At 61.6% G+C, this 16,935-nt stretch carries 15 protein-coding genes; all 15 read left to right on the forward strand.

Going from position 1 to position 16,935, the window contains the following annotated elements; genetic code table 11:
* The first annotated feature begins 51 nt into the window (after positions 1-51).
* The 15 genes from GWQ44_RS11620 to nuoL all read left to right on the forward strand — a co-directional run bounded on the left by GWQ44_RS11620 (position 52) and on the right by nuoL (position 16,919).
* The gene (locus tag GWQ44_RS11620; RefSeq protein WP_275927382.1) at positions 52-1,218 is read left to right on the forward strand and encodes a cupin domain-containing protein; all 1,167 of its coding nucleotides are present in this window, start codon (positions 52-54) and stop codon (positions 1,216-1,218) included.
* The gene (locus GWQ44_RS11625; RefSeq protein ID WP_016964775.1) at positions 1,211-1,633 is read left to right on the forward strand and encodes a GNAT family N-acetyltransferase; all 423 of its coding nucleotides are present in this window, start codon (positions 1,211-1,213) and stop codon (positions 1,631-1,633) included. Before GWQ44_RS11620 ends, GWQ44_RS11625 begins: the two co-directional genes overlap by 8 nt.
* 174 nt (positions 1,634-1,807) lie before the next feature.
* Positions 1,808-2,563, forward strand: a complete 756-nt coding sequence (locus GWQ44_RS11630; protein ID WP_275927383.1) for a secretin N-terminal domain-containing protein — start codon at positions 1,808-1,810, stop codon at positions 2,561-2,563.
* Between the two features lie 514 nt (positions 2,564-3,077).
* The gene (gene aceA / locus GWQ44_RS11635; protein WP_016964777.1) at positions 3,078-4,403 is read left to right on the forward strand and encodes an isocitrate lyase; all 1,326 of its coding nucleotides are present in this window, start codon (positions 3,078-3,080) and stop codon (positions 4,401-4,403) included.
* Between the two features lie 609 nt (positions 4,404-5,012).
* Positions 5,013-5,426 carry an NADH-quinone oxidoreductase subunit A gene (locus GWQ44_RS11640; protein ID WP_011062185.1) on the forward strand — a complete coding sequence of 138 codons (414 nt, stop codon included), beginning with the start codon at positions 5,013-5,015 and terminating at the stop codon, positions 5,424-5,426.
* A 10-nt stretch (positions 5,427-5,436) separates the two neighbouring features.
* Positions 5,437-6,111, forward strand: a complete 675-nt coding sequence (locus tag GWQ44_RS11645; RefSeq protein WP_011062186.1) for an NADH-quinone oxidoreductase subunit B — start codon at positions 5,437-5,439, stop codon at positions 6,109-6,111.
* Between the two features lie 70 nt (positions 6,112-6,181).
* Entirely contained in the window at positions 6,182-7,963 is a 1,782-nt protein-coding gene (gene nuoC / locus GWQ44_RS11650) for an NADH-quinone oxidoreductase subunit C/D (protein ID WP_275927384.1), read from the forward strand.
* 2 nt (positions 7,964-7,965) lie between these two features.
* Positions 7,966-8,463 (forward strand): NADH-quinone oxidoreductase subunit NuoE, encoded by a 498-nt coding sequence (gene nuoE, locus GWQ44_RS11655; RefSeq protein ID WP_011062188.1) that lies wholly within the window; start codon positions 7,966-7,968, stop codon positions 8,461-8,463.
* Entirely contained in the window at positions 8,460-9,815 is a 1,356-nt protein-coding gene (nuoF, locus tag GWQ44_RS11660) for an NADH-quinone oxidoreductase subunit NuoF (RefSeq protein ID WP_016964779.1), read from the forward strand. Before nuoE ends, nuoF begins: the two co-directional genes overlap by 4 nt.
* A gap of 137 nt (positions 9,816-9,952) precedes the next feature.
* Positions 9,953-12,667, forward strand: coding sequence for an NADH-quinone oxidoreductase subunit NuoG (gene nuoG / locus GWQ44_RS11665; RefSeq protein WP_275927385.1), 2,715 nt, complete (start codon positions 9,953-9,955; stop codon positions 12,665-12,667).
* On the forward strand, positions 12,664-13,671 hold the full coding sequence (gene nuoH, locus GWQ44_RS11670) for an NADH-quinone oxidoreductase subunit NuoH (protein ID WP_016964781.1): 1,008 nt from the start codon (positions 12,664-12,666) through the stop codon (positions 13,669-13,671). Before nuoG ends, nuoH begins: the two co-directional genes overlap by 4 nt.
* A gap of 11 nt (positions 13,672-13,682) precedes the next feature.
* Positions 13,683-14,231, forward strand: coding sequence for an NADH-quinone oxidoreductase subunit NuoI (nuoI, locus tag GWQ44_RS11675; RefSeq protein WP_016964782.1), 549 nt, complete (start codon positions 13,683-13,685; stop codon positions 14,229-14,231).
* Positions 14,232-14,240: 9 nt separating this feature from the next.
* Positions 14,241-14,741 carry an NADH-quinone oxidoreductase subunit J gene (gene nuoJ, locus GWQ44_RS11680; RefSeq protein WP_016964783.1) on the forward strand — a complete coding sequence of 167 codons (501 nt, stop codon included), beginning with the start codon at positions 14,241-14,243 and terminating at the stop codon, positions 14,739-14,741.
* Positions 14,742-14,745: 4 nt separating this feature from the next.
* Complete coding sequence (gene nuoK / locus GWQ44_RS11685) at positions 14,746-15,069, forward strand: NADH-quinone oxidoreductase subunit NuoK (RefSeq protein ID WP_016964784.1); 324 nt, start codon at positions 14,746-14,748, stop codon at positions 15,067-15,069.
* A complete protein-coding gene (gene nuoL / locus GWQ44_RS11690; RefSeq protein ID WP_047305320.1) occupies positions 15,066-16,919 on the forward strand; it encodes an NADH-quinone oxidoreductase subunit L in 1,854 nt (617 codons plus the stop codon). Before nuoK ends, nuoL begins: the two co-directional genes overlap by 4 nt.
* Positions 16,920-16,935 lie beyond the last annotated feature (16 nt).

Raw genomic sequence — 16,935 nt, forward strand, 5'->3', positions numbered from 1 at the left:
CCGGGCGTTTTTATTCCTGCTAGAAAAGTAAACTTTTTCAATAGGTTACACATGAATCCTGACATTCCTCTTCAACTTCTGGGCGGCATCACTGCACGGGAATTTCTGCGTGACTACTGGCAGAAAAAGCCCCTGCTGATCCGTCAGGCCCTGCCTGACTTCGAAAGCCCGATCGAACCCGACGAACTGGCCGGCCTGGCCCTGGAAGAAGAAGTCGAATCGCGCCTGGTGATCGAGAACGGCGAACGCCCCTGGGAACTGCGTCGCGGCCCCTTCGCCGAAGACGAGTTCAGCAAGCTGCCGGAGCGCGACTGGACCCTGCTGGTGCAGGCCGTGGACCAGTTCGTACCGGAAGTCGCCGAGCTGCTGGAGCACTTCCGCTTCCTGCCGAGCTGGCGCATCGATGACGTGATGATCAGCTTCGCCGCACCGGGCGGTAACGTCGGCCCGCACTTCGACAACTACGATGTGTTCCTGCTGCAAGGCTTTGGTAAGCGCAACTGGAAGATCGGCCAGATGTGCGATTCCGAAAGCCCGCTGCTGCTGCACGCGGACCTGCGCATCCTCGCCGAGTTCGAAGAGACCGAAAGCTGGGTCCTGGAGCCGGGCGACATGCTTTACCTGCCACCGCGCCTGGCCCACTACGGCGTTGCGCTGAATGACTGCATGACCTATTCGGTGGGCTTCCGCGCCCCAAGCGCCGCCGAAGTGCTGACCCACTTCACCGACTTCCTCGGCCAGTTCCTGCCGGACGAAGAGCGCTACACCGACGCCGACGTGCAACCGGTCAGCGATCCGCACCAGATCCAGCAGGACGCCCTCGACCGCCTCAAAAGCCTGCTGGCCGAGCACATGAACGACGAGCGCCTGCTGCTGACCTGGTTCGGCCAGTTCATGACCGAGCCGCGCTACCCGGAACTGGTGGTCGGCCCGGAACTGGAAGAAGACGACCTGCTGGGTAGCCTGGAACAGGGCGCGATCCTGATCCGCAACCCGAGCGCGCGCCTGGCCTGGTCGGAAGTGGATGAAGACCTGCTGCTGTTCGCCAGCGGCCAGAGCCGCCTGCTTCCCGGTAAACTGCGCGAACTGCTGAAAATGATTTGCGCTGCCGACGCCCTGCATATCGACAACCTCGGCCACTGGCTGGCGGATGACGATGGGCGCGGCCTGTTGTGTGAGCTGGTCAAGCAAGGGAGCCTGGGGTTTGCCGATGAATAAGATTCACGTACGTGTCGCAGACTGGCAAAAGGACAACGCCGAGATCCGGCGCATCCGTGAAGCCGTGTTCATTGCCGAGCAATCGGTTCCGCCCGAGCTGGAATGGGATGCCGACGACGACAGCGCCGTGCATTTCCTGGCCTTCGAAGGTGACTTTCCTATCGGGACCGCGCGCTTGCTGCCCGACGGCCATGTAGGCCGGGTGTCGGTGCTCAAGGACTGGCGCGGCCTCAAGGTCGGGGATGCGCTGATGCGCGCAGTGATCGACGAAGCCGAGAAACGCGGCCTGAAGCAGCAGATGCTCAGCGCCCAAGTCCAGGCCACGCCGTTCTACGAGCGTCTGGGCTTCTCGATTGTCAGCGAGGAATTCCTCGAAGCGGGCATCCCCCACGTCGACATGGTTCGCGGCGCCTGACCGACCAGCCCCAGCGGCAATGGCCAGAGCGAACGCCCCGCCATCCCCTTGCGCCCACCAGGCGCAGGACCAGGATGCCGGGGCGTTTTGCCGTCTAGGATTCAACTTGCCCCACCCAAAGCCGACAAAGTGTCAAACTCAAGGCTTTCCCAGCTACTCGCGGAGATAACGGATATGTCCCTACGCACCTTGCTCACGACGCTGCTGCTGACCTTCAGCTGCTCGGTCATGGCCGCCACCGAGATCGTGCCCCTCAACAACCGCACCAGTGCCGACCTGCTACCGGTGGCGCAGAATTTTCTGGGCAAGGACGGCAAGGTCAGCGCCTATGGCAACCAACTGATCGTCAACGCCGAGCCGGGCAAGATCGCCGAACTGCGGGCTTTTATTGCGCAATTGGATACGGCGGCCAAGCGCCTGCTGATCACCGTCGACACCAACGAGAACAACTTCCAGGACAACCAGGGTTATTCGGTCAACGGCGCGCCGCAAACCCGGATTATCAATCGCAGCACCGAGAGCCGCGATGGCGGCATCCAGCAAGTCCAGGCCAGCGAAGGCGTGCCGGCGCTGATTCAGGTCGGCCAGAGCGTGCCCCTGACCACCACCCAGACCGATCCCTACGGGCGCCCGCAAAACCAGACCCAGTACCGCAACGTCACCCAGGGCTTCTATGTCACCGCTAGCGTCACCGGTGAAACCGTACACCTGAGCATCAGCACCAATCGTGACCGCATGAGCCAGGAACGTCCCGATGTAGTGAACGTGCAAAGTACCGACACAACCGTCAGTGGCCGCCTCGGCGAGTGGATCACCCTGGCCGGGGTCAATCGCCAGACCCAGGCCGACAGGCAGGCTCTGGGCCGCAGCTATTCGACCCAGGGCCGGGATGACATGACCTTGCGGGTCAAGGTCGATGCGTTGGACTAAAGCACCAAAAACTGACTGATTAGTCGTATTAGACCAAAGATGTAGTGGCGCAAAAAAAGCACTACAAAACATTTGACGGGCCAAAAAACCGCGGGCATGATGGCCTCGCTCCCGCTAATCAGGGGCCCTGGCAAGGGCCTTCGGATCGCCGCTCTAATCTACCCAACCGAGCCGATTCGTGTCTGTACTGCCCACAAGGTGTGTTTGACGAGATTGCGACTGGAACGAAGTTGTCCCGAGGGACGGAAGCGTAATTAGGTCGATCGGCAACACACTGTTGGAACGCACCCAGGCCCACGACGCCCGAATGCGCACCGCAGCGCGCCTTCACCTGCTCACTTTTCCCCTCGAGCCCATCGTTCACCCGTCGCCATCCCCGCCATACACCCTCGACCGCCTAAGCTTCCTGGTCAGCGAGCAGCCTTCCACGCAGCGTTATGACGCGTGATCGGCGGAGCCGGAATTTTCCAACCAAGAACGACTTTTTACACAAGACGCGACGAGGTTTATCTCCATGGCACTGACACGCGAACAGCAAATTGCAGCCCTTGAAAAAGACTGGGCTGAAAACCCGCGCTGGAAAGGCGTGACTCGCACCTACTCCGCTGCCGACGTGGTCCGTCTGCGTGGTTCGGTTCAACCCGAGCACACCCTGGCACGCATGGGCGCCGAGAAGCTCTGGAACCTGGTCACCCAAGGTGCCAAGCCGTCCTTCCGTCCTGATAAAGATTTCGTCAACTGCATGGGCGCCCTGACCGGCGGCCAGGCTGTTCAACAGGTTAAAGCCGGTATCCAGGCTATCTACCTGTCGGGCTGGCAAGTGGCTGCGGACAACAACTCCGCAGAATCCATGTACCCCGACCAGTCGCTGTACCCGGTGGACTCGGTTCCAACCGTGGTCAAGCGCATCAACAACTCGTTCCGTCGTGCCGACCAGATCCAGTGGAAAGCCGGCAAGAACCCGGGCGACGAAGGCTACATCGACTACTTCGCGCCAATCGTGGCCGACGCTGAAGCCGGTTTCGGCGGCGTGCTGAACGCCTACGAGCTGATGAAGAGCATGATCGAGGCAGGCGCCGCCGGCGTTCACTTCGAAGACCAGCTGGCTTCCGTGAAGAAGTGCGGCCACATGGGCGGCAAGGTGCTGGTTCCAACCCAGGAAGCCGTACAGAAGCTGACCGCTGCCCGTCTGGCGGCCGACGTTGCCGGTGTACCGACCATCATCCTGGCCCGTACCGACGCCAACGCTGCCGACCTGCTGACTTCGGACTGCGACCCATACGACCAGCCGTTCGTGACTGGTACTCGCACCCAGGAAGGCTTCTACAAAGTGAAGGCTGGCCTGGATCAGGCGATTGCCCGCGGCCTGGCTTACGCGCCTTACGCCGACCTGATCTGGTGCGAAACCGCCAAGCCGGACCTGGACGAAGCCCGTCGTTTCGCGGAGGCGATCAAGAAGGAATACCCGGACCAGATCCTGTCGTACAACTGCTCGCCTTCCTTCAACTGGAAGAAAAACCTGGACGACGCGACCATCGCCAAGTTCCAGCGCGAACTGTCCGCCATGGGTTACAAGCACCAGTTCATCACCCTGGCTGGTATCCACAACATGTGGCACAGCATGTTCAACCTGGCGCACGACTACGCCCGCAACGACATGACCGCCTACGTGAAACTGCAAGAGCAGGAATTCGCTGACGCCGCCAAAGGCTACACCTTCGTGGCGCACCAGCAGGAAGTGGGCACCGGCTACTTCGACGACATGACCACCGTGATCCAGGGTGGTTCGTCCTCGGTAACCGCCCTGACCGGCTCCACCGAAGAAGAGCAGTTCCACTGATTCCAGGCCTCGCGCCTTGATCGAGCGGCCAATGCAGACCCGGTAAAAACAACTGCATTGCTGTAAAGCTGACGCCCCGACTGGTTCGGGGCGTTTTTTTGCCCGCCAAACCTGTAGCAGCCAGCTTGCCGGCGAACCGCCCCACGCCCCCCCCCGTTGACCGAAAAACTCGCCGGCAAGCCGCCACCGACGAAAAAGCCGACAAAAAATTGATCCAGAGCGGTGTTACCCAGAGTGAAACAGGTTAAAAGGTGCGCCCCTGCTACTTGCAGTAACAGGGATATAACAAGCAACTTTCCCACTCCCCGAAGGAAAGCAGATTAAAACAACGCCTAAACAATATTGATTATCATTTAGGCGTTGTAACTTTCGTTGCAGCAGCAACAAAACATAATTAACAAAACCTCCCCTAATGCCCGCAGGTTGCGGCTTACGGGGCTACAGGGGTGAGCTATGTCCTTATTGCGATAAACAATTTCGCTTTAGAAATTTTACTTGCCCGGTGTTTAGCCATAAAATCAGCGCGATTGATTGCGCTGCGACATATCGTCACTGCTTTATTTCTTTATCAAGCTCAGAGACTCTTGCTCTCTGTTAAGGATTACCAGCATGCCCGAAGCGACAGGACTCATGGCCCACAACTGGGGCTTTGCCATTTTCCTTCTGGGTGTTGTCGGCCTTTGTGCCTTCATGCTCGGCGTCTCCAGCCTCCTCGGGTCAAAAGCCTGGGGCCGCAGCAAAAACGAACCGTTCGAGTCCGGCATGCTACCTACCGGTGGCGCCCGCTTGCGGCTCTCAGCCAAATTCTATCTGGTCGCGATGCTCTTCGTGATCTTCGATATCGAAGCCCTCTTTCTCTTTGCCTGGTCTGTGTCCGTCCGCGAAAGCGGCTGGACCGGATTCGTCGAAGCTCTCGTTTTCATAGCAATTCTGTTGGCAGGTCTTGTCTACCTTTGGCGAGTGGGGGCTCTTGACTGGGCTCCGGAAGGTCGTCGTAAGCGGCAGGCGAAGCTAAAACAATGAGGCTTTGGCGATGCAATACAATCTCACCAGGATCGACCCCGATGCTCCTAACGATCAGTACCCGATCGGCGAACGTGAAACCGTTTCCGATCCGTTAGAGGATCAGGTCCACAAAAACATCTTCATGGGCAAGCTGGAAGACGTGCTGAGCGGCGCGGTCAACTGGGGGCGTAAGAACTCCCTGTGGCCGTACAACTTCGGTCTGTCCTGCTGCTACGTGGAAATGACCACCGCCTTCACGGCGCCCCACGACATCGCGCGCTTTGGCGCCGAGGTTATCCGGGCATCGCCGCGTCAGGCGGACTTCATGGTTATCGCCGGTACCTGCTTCATCAAGATGGCGCCGATCATCCAGCGCCTCTACGAGCAAATGCTCGAGCCCAAGTGGGTCATCTCCATGGGTTCGTGCGCCAACTCCGGCGGCATGTACGACATCTACTCCGTAGTTCAGGGGGTGGACAAGTTCCTGCCCGTGGACGTCTACGTACCTGGCTGCCCGCCCCGCCCTGAAGCGTTCCTGCAAGGCTTGATGCTCTTGCAAGAATCCATTGGCCAGGAGCGTCGCCCACTGTCCTGGGTCGTCGGTGATCAAGGCGTGTATCGCGCCGAGATGCCGTCGCAAAAGGAGCAGCGCCGCGAACAGCGTATTCAGGTCACCAACCTGCGCAGCCCTGACGAAGTCTGATCCAGATCTGTTCTGACAAAGAAACGACACTGGCTTCACTCTTTACGTTGACCGAAAGCGATAAAAAACCATGACTACAGGCAGTGCTCTGTACATCCCGCCTTATAAGGCTGACGACCAGGATGTGGTCGTCGAACTCAGTAACCGTTTTGGCCCTGAGGCGTTCACCGCCCAGGCCACCCGCACCGGCATGCCGGTGCTGTGGGTTACCCGCTCCAAACTCGTCGAAGTCCTGACCTTCCTGCGTAACCTGCCCAAGCCGTACGTCATGCTCTATGACCTGCACGGCGTGGACGAGCGCCTGCGCACCAAGCGCCAGGGGCTGCCGGGCGCCGACTTCAGCGTGTTCTACCACTTGCTGTCGATCGAACGTAACAGCGACGTGATGATCAAGGTGGCGCTCTCCGAAGGCGACCTCAGTCTGCCCACCGTCACCGGTATCTGGCCCAACGCCAACTGGTACGAGCGTGAAGTCTGGGACATGTTCGGCATCGACTTTGCCGGCCACCCGCACCTGTCGCGGATCATGATGCCGCCGACCTGGGAAGGTCACCCGCTGCGCAAGGACTTCCCGGCCCGCGCCACCGAGTTCGACCCGTTCAGCCTCAACCTGGCCAAGCAGCAACTGGAAGAAGAAGCTGCGCGCTTCCGTCCGGAAGACTGGGGCATGAAGCGTTCCGGCGCCAACGAGGACTACATGTTCCTCAACCTGGGTCCGAACCACCCGTCTGCCCACGGTGCATTCCGCATCATCCTGCAGCTGGACGGCGAAGAAATCGTCGACTGCGTACCGGACATCGGCTACCACCACCGTGGTGCCGAGAAGATGGCCGAGCGTCAGTCCTGGCACAGCTTCATCCCCTACACCGACCGTATCGACTACCTCGGCGGGGTGATGAACAACCTGCCGTACGTGCTGTCGGTCGAGAAGCTGGCCGGCATCAAGGTGCCGGAGAAGGTCGACGTCATCCGCATCATGATGGCCGAGTTCTTCCGCATCACCAGCCACCTGCTGTTCCTGGGTACCTACATCCAGGACGTTGGCGCCATGACCCCGGTGTTCTTCACCTTCACCGACCGTCAGCGCGCCTACACCGTGATCGAAGCCATCACCGGCTTCCGCCTGCACCCGGCCTGGTACCGCATCGGCGGCGTCGCACACGACCTGCCCCGCGGCTGGGAAAAGCTGGTCAAGGACTTCGTTGAATGGCTGCCCAAGCGCCTCGACGAATACACCAAGGCCGCCCTGCAAAACAGCATCCTCAAAGGCCGGACCATCGGTGTCGCCGCCTATAACACCAAGGAAGCCCTGGAGTGGGGCGTCACCGGTGCCGGCCTGCGTTCCACCGGTTGCGATTTCGACCTGCGCAAGGCTCGTCCGTACTCCGGCTACGAGAACTTCGAGTTCGAAGTCCCGCTGGCGGCCAACGGTGACGCCTACGACCGCTGCATGGTTCGCGTCGAGGAGATGCGCCAGAGCATCAAGATCATCGACCAGTGCCTGCGCAACATGCCGGAAGGCCCGTACAAGGCGGATCACCCGCTGACCACGCCGCCGCCGAAAGAGCGCACCCTGCAGCACATCGAAACCTTGATCACGCACTTCCTGCAAGTTTCGTGGGGCCCGGTGATGCCGGCCAACGAATCCTTCCAGATGATCGAAGCGACCAAGGGCATCAACAGTTATTACCTGACGAGCGATGGCGGCACCATGAGCTACCGCACCCGGATCCGTACCCCAAGCTTCGCCCACCTGCAGCAGATCCCTTCGGTGATCCGTGGCAGCATGGTCGCGGACTTGATCGCGTACCTGGGTAGTATCGACTTCGTTATGGCCGACGTGGACCGCTAAGCATGAACAGCACGCTTATCCAGACAGACCGTTTCGCCCTGAGCGAAACCGAGCGCTCGGCCATCGAGCACGAGATGCATCACTACGAAGACCCGCGCGCGGCGTCGATCGAAGCCCTGAAGATCGTCCAGAAGGAACGTGGCTGGGTGCCTGATGGCGCGGTCTACGCCATCGGCGAGATCCTCGGCATCCCCGCCAGCGACGTTGAAGGCGTGGCGACGTTCTACAGCCAGATCTTCCGTCAGCCAGTGGGCCGCCACATCATTCGCGTCTGCGACAGCATGGTCTGCTACATCGGCGGCCACGAATCCGTGGTCAGCCAGATCCAGAGCGAGCTGGGCATCGGCCTCGGCCAGACCACCGCCGACGGCCGTTTCACCCTGCTGCCGGTGTGCTGCCTGGGCAACTGCGACAAGGCTCCGGCGCTGATGATCGACGACGACACTTTCGGCGACGTCCAGCCTGCTGGCGTGGCCAAACTGTTGGAGGGCTACGTATGACCCTGACCTCTTTCGGCCCTGCGAACCGCATTGCGCGCACCGCAGAAACCCACCCCCTGACCTGGCGCCTGCGTGACGACGGCGAGCCGGTCTGGTTCGACGAGTACCAGGCCAAGAACGGTTACGCCGCGGCGCGCAAGGCCTTCGCCGACCTGTCCCAGGACGACATCGTCCAGACCGTCAAGGATGCCGGCCTAAAGGGTCGCGGCGGTGCTGGCTTCCCCACCGGCGTGAAGTGGGGCCTGATGCCCAAAGACGAATCCATGAACATCCGCTACCTGCTGTGCAACGCGGACGAAATGGAACCCAACACCTGGAAGGACCGCATGCTGATGGAGCAACTGCCCCATCTGCTGATCGAAGGCATGCTGATCAGTGCCCGCGCACTGAAAACCTACCGCGGCTACATCTTCCTGCGCGGCGAATACACCACCGCCGCCAAGCACCTGCGGCGCGCCGTGGAAGAAGCCAAGGCCGCGGGCCTTTTGGGCAAGAACATCCTGGGCAGCGGTTTCGATTTCGAACTGTTCGTCCACACCGGCGCCGGGCGCTACATCTGCGGTGAAGAAACCGCACTGATCAACTCCCTGGAAGGCCGTCGCGCCAACCCACGTTCCAAGCCGCCCTTCCCTGCCGCCGTGGGCGTGTGGGGCAAGCCAACGTGCGTGAACAACGTCGAGACCCTGTGCAACGTGCCGGCGATCATCGGCGACGGCGTGGAGTGGTACAAATCCCTGGCCCGCGAAGGCAGTGAAGACCACGGCACCAAACTGATGGGCTTCTCCGGCAAAGTGAAGAACCCTGGCCTGTGGGAGCTGCCCTTCGGCGTGACCGCGCGCGAGCTGTTCGAGGACTACGCCGGCGGCATGCGCGACGGCTACAAGCTCAAGTGCTGGCAGCCAGGCGGCGCCGGTACCGGCTTCCTGCTGCCGGAACACCTGGATGCGCAAATGTACGCCGGCGGCATCGCCAAAGTGGGCACCCGTATGGGTACCGGCCTGGCCATGGCGGTGGACGACAGCATCAACATGGTGTCGCTGCTGCGCAACATGGAGCAGTTCTTTGCCCGTGAATCCTGCGGTTTCTGCACCCCTTGCCGCGATGGCCTGCCATGGAGCGTCAAACTGCTGATGGCCCTGGAAAAAGGCCAGGGCCAGCAAGGCGACATCGAGACCCTGCTGGGTCTGGTGGGTTTCCTCGGCCCGGGCAAGACCTTCTGTGCTCACGCACCGGGTGCCGTGGAGCCTTTGGGCAGTGCCATCAAGTATTTCCGTCCAGAGTTCGAAGCCGGCATCGCGCCCACCAGCGCTGCCGTCCCGCCTCTGGCCCGACCGATCGTAGTCGGCGCGTAACGCTTAGATGAGGGCGCAGGGTCCGTGCCCTGCGCTCGACGTGCGATGACGCCGTGAACGGCTGTGTTGATTCGCACGCATAACAAGATTCCATTAGCCACGCCCGCTGACACCGGGCCAACGAAGAACTTTGAACCATGGCCACTATCCACGTAGACGGCAAAGCGCTCGAAGTCGATGGGGCGGACAACCTGTTACAGGCATGTCTGTCACTAGGCCTCGACATCCCTTATTTCTGCTGGCACCCCGCTCTCGGTAGCGTCGGTGCCTGTCGCCAGTGCGCGGTCAAGCAGTACACCGACGAGAACGACACCCGTGGTCGTATCGTTATGTCCTGCATGACCCCGGCCACCGACAACACCTGGATCTCCATCGACGATGAAGAATCCAAGGCCTTCCGCGCCAGCGTTGTCGAATGGCTGATGACCAACCACCCGCACGACTGCCCGGTCTGTGAGGAAGGTGGTCACTGCCACCTGCAAGACATGACGGTGATGACCGGCCACAACGAGCGCCGTTATCGCTTTACCAAGCGCACCCACCAGAACCAGGACCTCGGCCCGTTCATCGCTCACGAGATGAACCGCTGCATCGCCTGCTACCGCTGCGTGCGCTTCTACAAGGACTACGCCGGCGGCACCGACCTGGGCGTCTACGGCGCCCACGACAACGTGTACTTCGGTCGCGTTGAAGACGGCACCCTGGAAAGCGAGTTCTCCGGCAACCTCACCGAGGTCTGCCCGACCGGTGTGTTCACCGACAAGACTCACTCCGAGCGCTACAACCGCAAATGGGACATGCAGTTCTCGCCGAGCATCTGTCATGGCTGCTCCAGCGGTTGCAACATCTCTCCGGGCGAGCGCTACGGCGAACTGCGCCGCATCGAGAACCGCTACAACGGCTCGGTGAACCAGTACTTCCTCTGCGACCGTGGCCGCTTCGGCTATGGCTACGTCAACCGCAAGGATCGTCCACGCCAGCCACGCCTGGCCGATGGCACCCAGCTGACCCTGGACCAGGCGCTGGACCACGCTGCCGAGCTGCTGCGCGGTCGCAACATCGTCGGTATCGGCTCGCCTCGCGCCAGCCTGGAAAGCAACTACGCCCTGCGTGAGCTGGTCGGTGCCGAGCACTTCTACAGTGGTATCGAAGCTTCTGAACTGGAGCGCATCCGCCTGGTTCTGCAGGTTCTGAACGACAGCCCGCTGCCGGTTCCGAACCTGCGCGAGATCGAAGACCACGATGCCATCTTCGTCCTTGGCGAAGACCTGACCCAAACCGCCGCTCGCATGGCCCTGGCCCTGCGTCAGTCGGTCAAGGGCAAGGCGGAGGAAATGGCCGACGCCATGCGCGTCCAGCCTTGGCTCGACGCCGCGGTGAAGAACATCGGCCAGCACGCGTTGAACCCGCTGTTCATCGCCAGCCTGGCTGAAACCAAGCTCGACGACGTCGCCGAGGAGTGTGTACACGCCGCTCCAGACGACCTGGCACGCATCGGTTTCGCCGTGGCCCACGCCATCGACGCCAGCGCCCCTGCCGTCGAAGGCCTGGACAGCGAAGCCCTGGAACTGGCCAAGCGCATCGCCGACGCCCTGCTGGCGGCCAAGCGCCCACTGATCATTTCCGGCACTTCGCTGGGTTCCAAGGCGCTGATCGAAGCCGCGGCGAACATCGCCAAGGCCTTGAAGCTGCGCGAGAAAGCCGGCTCCATCAGCCTGATCGTGCCAGAGGCCAACAGCCTCGGCCTGGCCATGCTCGGCGGCGAATCCGTGGACGCAGCTCTGCAAGCGGTGATCGACGGTAAAGCCGACGCCATCGTGGTGCTGGAAAACGATCTGTACACCCGCACCGACGCGGCCAAGGTGGATGCAGCGCTGAACGCGGCGAAGGTGGTGATCGTTGCCGACCATCAACAAACCGCTACCCTCGAGCGCGCGCACCTGGTGCTGTCGGCGGCGAGCTTCGCCGAAGGCGACGGCACCCTGGTCAGCCAGGAAGGTCGCGCCCAGCGTTTCTTCCAGGTCTTCGATCCGACCTACCTGGATGCCAGCATCATGGTCCACGAAGGCTGGCGCTGGCTGCATGCCCTGCGCAGCACCCTGCTGAACAAGCCGGTGGACTGGACCCAGCTGGACCACGTCACCGCTGCCTGCGCCGCGAGCACCCCGCAACTGGCTTCCATCGTCGACGCAGCACCTTCCGCAGCGTTCCGTATCAAAGGCCTGAAACTGGCTCGCGAACCGCTGCGCTACAGCGGCCGTACCGCCATGCGCGCCAACCAGAGCGTGCACGAACCGCGCACCCCGCAAGACCCGGATACCGCCTTCGCCTACTCCATGGAAGGTTACTCGGGCTCCGCCGAACCGCGCTCGCAAGTGCCGTTCGCCTGGTCGCCGGGCTGGAACTCGCCACAAGCCTGGAACAAGTTCCAGGACGAAGTCGGCGGCCACCTGCGTGCCGGTGACCCGGGTAAACGCCTGATCGAAAGCCAGGGCGACCGTCTCAGCTGGTTCGCCAGCGTGCCGCGTGCCTTCTCTCCGGCTCAGGGCACTTGGCAAGCGGTGCCGTTCTATCACCTGTTCGGCAGCGAAGAGAACTCTTCGAAGGCCGCTCCGGTACAGGAACGCATCCCGGCTGCCTACGTGGCCCTGGCCAAGTCCGAAGCCGATCGCCTGGGCGTCAACGACGGCGCCCTGCTCGCCGTGAGTCTGGCTGGCCAGACCCTGCGTCTGCCGCTGCGCATCAACGAAGAGCTGGGTGCCGGCCTGGTGGGCCTGCCTGCCGGTCTGGCGGGCATTCCTCCGGCATTCTTTGGCAAATCCGTTGACGGTCTGCAGGAGGCGGCGCAATGAGTTGGTTTACCCCTGAAGTGATCGACGTGATCCTGACGGTCGTCAAGGCCGTCGTGATCCTGCTGGCCGTTGTGGTCTGCGGTGCGCTGTTGAGCTTTGTCGAACGTCGCCTGCTGGGCTGGTGGCAGGACCGTTACGGTCCGAACCGCGTTGGCCCATTCGGCATGTTCCAGATCGCCGCCGACATGCTGAAGATGTTCTTCAAGGAAGACTGGACCCCGCCGTTTGCCGACAAGGTGATCTTCACCCTGGCACCGGTGGTCGCCATGTCCGCCCTGCTGATCGCCTTCGCGATCATCCCGATCACCCCGACCTGGGGCGTGGCGGATCTGAACATCGGCCTGTTGTTCTTCTTCGCCATGGCCGGTCTCTCGGTCTACGCGGTGCTGTTCGCCGGCTGGTCGAGTAACAACAAGTTCGCCCTGCTGGGCAGCTTGCGGGCCTCGGCGCAGACCGTGTCCTACGAAGTGTTCATGGGCCTGGCGCTGATGGGCATCGTGGCTCAGGTCGGTTCCTTCAACATGCGCGACATCGTCGAGTACCAGGCGCAGAACCTGTGGTTCATCATTCCGCAGTTCTTCGGCTTCTGTACTTTCTTCATCGCTGGCGTGGCCGTGACTCACCGTCACCCCTTCGACCAGCCGGAAGCGGAACAGGAACTGGCCGACGGTTACCACATTGAATACGCCGGTATGAAATGGGGCATGTTCTTCGTTGGCGAGTACATCGGCATCATCCTGATCTCGGCGCTGCTGGTCACCCTGTTCTTCGGTGGCTGGCACGGTCCGTTCGGCATCCTGCCGCAACTGTCCTTCGTCTGGTTCGCCCTGAAGACCGCGTTCTTCATCATGCTGTTCATCCTGCTGCGCGCCTCTATCCCGCGCCCGCGCTATGACCAGGTGATGGACTTCAGCTGGAAATTCTGCCTGCCGCTGACCCTGATCAATTTGCTGGTGACCGCTGCGCTTGTGTTGTTGAACACGCCTGCGGGCGCGGTTCAGTGAGGATTTGACCCATGTTCAAATATATTGGCGACATCGTTAAGGGTACTGGTACCCAGTTGCGCAGCCTGGTGATGGTGTTCGGTCACGGCTTTCGCAAACGCGACACCCTGCAATACCCCGAAGAGCCGGTGTACCTGCCGCCACGCTACCGTGGCCGTATCGTCCTGACTCGCGACCCCGATGGTGAAGAGCGTTGCGTTGCCTGCAACCTGTGCGCCGTGGCCTGCCCTGTGGGTTGCATCTCGCTGCAGAAAGCTGAAACGGAAGACGGTCGCTGGTACCCGGAGTTCTTCCGCATCAACTTCTCGCGCTGCATTTTCTGCGGTCTCTGCGAGGAAGCCTGTCCGACCACCGCGATCCAGCTGACACCGGATTTCGAGATGGCCGAGTTCAAACGTCAGGACCTGGTTTACGAGAAAGAAGATCTCTTGATCTCCGGTCCCGGAAAGAACCCTGACTACAACTTCTATCGTGTTGCAGGTATGGCCATTGCCGGTAAGCCAAAAGGCTCCGCGCAGAACGAAGCCGAACCGATCAACGTGAAGAGCTTGCTGCCTTAAGGAAGAACGATGGAATTCGCTTTCTATTTCGCATCAGGTGTTGCCGTTGTTTCCACGCTGCGCGTGGTCACCAACACCAACCCTGTGCACGCCCTGCTCTACCTGATCATTTCGCTGATCGCCGTGGCCATGACCTTCTTCAGCCTCGGCGCGCCGTTCGCCGGCGCCCTGGAAGTGATCGCCTACGCTGGCGCCATCATGGTGCTGTTCGTGTTCGTGGTGATGATGCTGAACCTCGGCCCAGCCGCGGCTCAGCAAGAGCGCATCTGGCTCAAGCCGGGTATCTGGATCGGCCCGGTGATCCTCGCCGCGCTGCTGCTGGCTGAACTGCTGTACGTACTGTTCAGCCACCAGAGCGGTGCCGGTATCGGTCAAACCACCGTCAGCGCCAAGGCCGTGGGCATCAGCCTGTTCGGTCCTTACCTGCTGGTGGTCGAACTCGCCTCGATGCTGCTGCTCGCCGCAGCCGTCACGGCGTTCCACTTGGGCCGCAACGAGGCGAAGGAGTAATACGATGCCTACTATCCCTCTAGGTACTATCCCGATGGAACATGGTCTGGCGGTTGCCGGCATCCTGTTCTGCCTCGGTCTGGTCGGCCTGATGGTCCGCCGTAACATCCTCTTCGTGTTGATGAGCCTGGAAGTGATGATGAACGCCTCGGCATTGGCTTTCATCGTTGCGGGCGCCCGTTGGGCGCAGCCGGATGGACAAGTGATGTTCATCCTGGTGATCAGCCTGGCAGCCGCCGAGGCCAGTATTGGCCTGGCGATCCTGCTGCAGCTGTACCGCCGCTTCCACACTCTCGATATCGATGCAGCCAGCGAGATGCGCGGATGAACCTTCTCTTTCTGACTTTCGTATTCCCCCTGATCGGTTTCCTGCTGCTGTCGTTCTCCCGGGGACGCCTCTCGGAAAACCTCTCGGCCCTGATCGGCGTCGGCTCCATTGGCCTGTCGGCCATCGTCGCTGCCTACGTGATCTGGCAATTCAACGTCGCGCCACCGGCGGGTGGTCACTACACCCAGGTGCTGTGGCAGTGGATGTCGGTGGACGGTTTCGCGCCGAACTTCGCCCTGTACCTGGATGGTCTGTCCGTGACCATGCTGGGTGTAGTAGTGGGCGTGGGCTTTTTGATCCACCTGTTCGCGTCCTGGTACATGCGTGGTGAAGCCGGCTACTCGCGCTTCTTCGCCTACACCAACCTGTTTATCGCCAGCATGCTGTTCCTGGTGCTGGGCGATAACCTGTTGTTCCTGTACTTCGGTTGGGAAGGCGTGGGCCTGTGCTCCTACCTGTTGATCGGTTTCTACTACAGCAACCGCAACAACGGTAACGCCGCACTCAAGGCCTTTATCGTCACCCGCATCGGCGACGTGTTCATGGCCATCGGCCTGTTCATCCTGTTCCAACAGGTGGGCACGCTGAACGTCCAGGAACTGCTGGTGCTGGCACCGCAGAAATTCCAGGCCGGCGACTTCTGGATCACCCTGGCGACCCTGATGCTGCTGGGCGGCGCCGTGGGTAAATCCGCGCAACTGCCGCTGCAGACCTGGCTGGCGGACGCGATGGCCGGTCCGACCCCGGTTTCGGCACTGATCCACGCCGCGACCATGGTGACCGCCGGCGTCTACCTGATCGCCCGTACCCACGGCCTGTTCACCCTGGCGCCGGAAATCCTGCACCTGGTGGGCCTGGTGGGCGGCGTGACCCTGGTCTTGGCCGGCTTCGCCGCGCTGGTGCAGACCGACATCAAGCGGATCCTCGCCTACTCCACCATGAGCCAGATCGGCTACATGTTCCTGGCCCTGGGCGTTGGCGCCTGGGACGGCGCGATCTTCCACCTGATGACCCACGCCTTCTTCAAGGCCCTGCTGTTCCTGGCCTCCGGCGCGGTGATCGTTGCCTGCCACCACGAGCAGAACATCTTCAAGATGGGCGGCCTGTGGAAGAAACTGCCTCTGGCCTACGCCAGCTTCATCGTCGGCGGCGCGGCCCTGGCGGCCCTGCCTCTGGTGACCGCGGGCTTCTACTCCAAGGACGAAATCCTCTGGGAAGCCTTCGCCAGCGGCAACCACGGCCTGCTGTACGCCGGCCTGGTGGGTGCGTTCATGACCTCGCTGTACACCTTCCGCCTGATCTTCATCACCTTCCACGGTGAAGCCAAGACCGAAGCCCACGCCGGCCACGGGATTTCTCACTGGCTGCCGCTGGTGGTGCTGATCGTGCTGTCTACCGGGATCGGCGCGATGATCACTCCGCCCCTGCATGGCGTGCTGCCGCTGAGCGCCGGTCATGCCGGTGGCGAAGCCAAGCACAGCCTGGAAATCGCCTCGGGTGCCATCGCCCTGGCCGGTATCCTGCTGGCCGCCCTGTTGTTCCTTGGCAAGCGTCGCGTTGTGACCGCCATCGCCAACAGTGGCATCGGGCGTCTGCTCTCGGCCTGGTGGTTCGCCGCCTGGGGCTTCGACTGGATCTACGACAAACTGTTCGTCAAGCCATACCTGGCCATCAGCCATGTACTGCGCAAGGACCCGCTCGATCAGACCATCGGTTTGATCCCGCGTATGGCCAAAGGGGGTCACAACTCCCTGAGCCGTACCGAGACCGGTCAACTGCGTTGGTACGCCGCCTCGATGGCAGCCGGTGCCGTGCTGGTCATCGGCGCCATTGTGCTGGTAGCGGTCTGATATGAACCTTGCGAAC

The organism is Pseudomonas sp. 3MA1, from assembly GCF_029237275.1.
GTDB classification, from domain to species: Bacteria; Pseudomonadota; Gammaproteobacteria; order Pseudomonadales; family Pseudomonadaceae; genus Aquipseudomonas; species Aquipseudomonas fluorescens_AP.

Excerpts from the sequence above, each read along its gene's own strand:
- aceA (WP_016964777.1), top strand. The coding sequence starts at position 3,078 with ATGGCACTGACACGCGAACAGCAAATTGCAGCCCTTGAAAAAGACTGG.
- GWQ44_RS11625 (WP_016964775.1), top strand. The coding sequence starts at position 1,211 with ATGAATAAGATTCACGTACGTGTCGCAGACTGGCAAAAGGACAACGCC.
- nuoC (WP_275927384.1), top strand. The coding sequence starts at position 6,182 with ATGACTACAGGCAGTGCTCTGTACATCCCGCCTTATAAGGCTGACGAC.
- nuoE (WP_011062188.1), top strand. The coding sequence starts at position 7,966 with ATGAACAGCACGCTTATCCAGACAGACCGTTTCGCCCTGAGCGAAACC.
- GWQ44_RS11640 (WP_011062185.1), top strand. The coding sequence starts at position 5,013 with ATGCCCGAAGCGACAGGACTCATGGCCCACAACTGGGGCTTTGCCATT.
- GWQ44_RS11620 (WP_275927382.1), top strand. The coding sequence starts at position 52 with ATGAATCCTGACATTCCTCTTCAACTTCTGGGCGGCATCACTGCACGG.
- nuoJ (WP_016964783.1), top strand. The coding sequence starts at position 14,241 with ATGGAATTCGCTTTCTATTTCGCATCAGGTGTTGCCGTTGTTTCCACG.
- nuoK (WP_016964784.1), top strand. The coding sequence starts at position 14,746 with ATGCCTACTATCCCTCTAGGTACTATCCCGATGGAACATGGTCTGGCG.
- nuoI (WP_016964782.1), top strand. The coding sequence starts at position 13,683 with ATGTTCAAATATATTGGCGACATCGTTAAGGGTACTGGTACCCAGTTG.
- nuoF (WP_016964779.1), top strand. The coding sequence starts at position 8,460 with ATGACCCTGACCTCTTTCGGCCCTGCGAACCGCATTGCGCGCACCGCA.
- GWQ44_RS11645 (WP_011062186.1), top strand. The coding sequence starts at position 5,437 with ATGCAATACAATCTCACCAGGATCGACCCCGATGCTCCTAACGATCAG.
- nuoL (WP_047305320.1), top strand. The coding sequence starts at position 15,066 with ATGAACCTTCTCTTTCTGACTTTCGTATTCCCCCTGATCGGTTTCCTG.
- nuoH (WP_016964781.1), top strand. The coding sequence starts at position 12,664 with ATGAGTTGGTTTACCCCTGAAGTGATCGACGTGATCCTGACGGTCGTC.
- nuoG (WP_275927385.1), top strand. The coding sequence starts at position 9,953 with ATGGCCACTATCCACGTAGACGGCAAAGCGCTCGAAGTCGATGGGGCG.
- GWQ44_RS11630 (WP_275927383.1), top strand. The coding sequence starts at position 1,808 with ATGTCCCTACGCACCTTGCTCACGACGCTGCTGCTGACCTTCAGCTGC.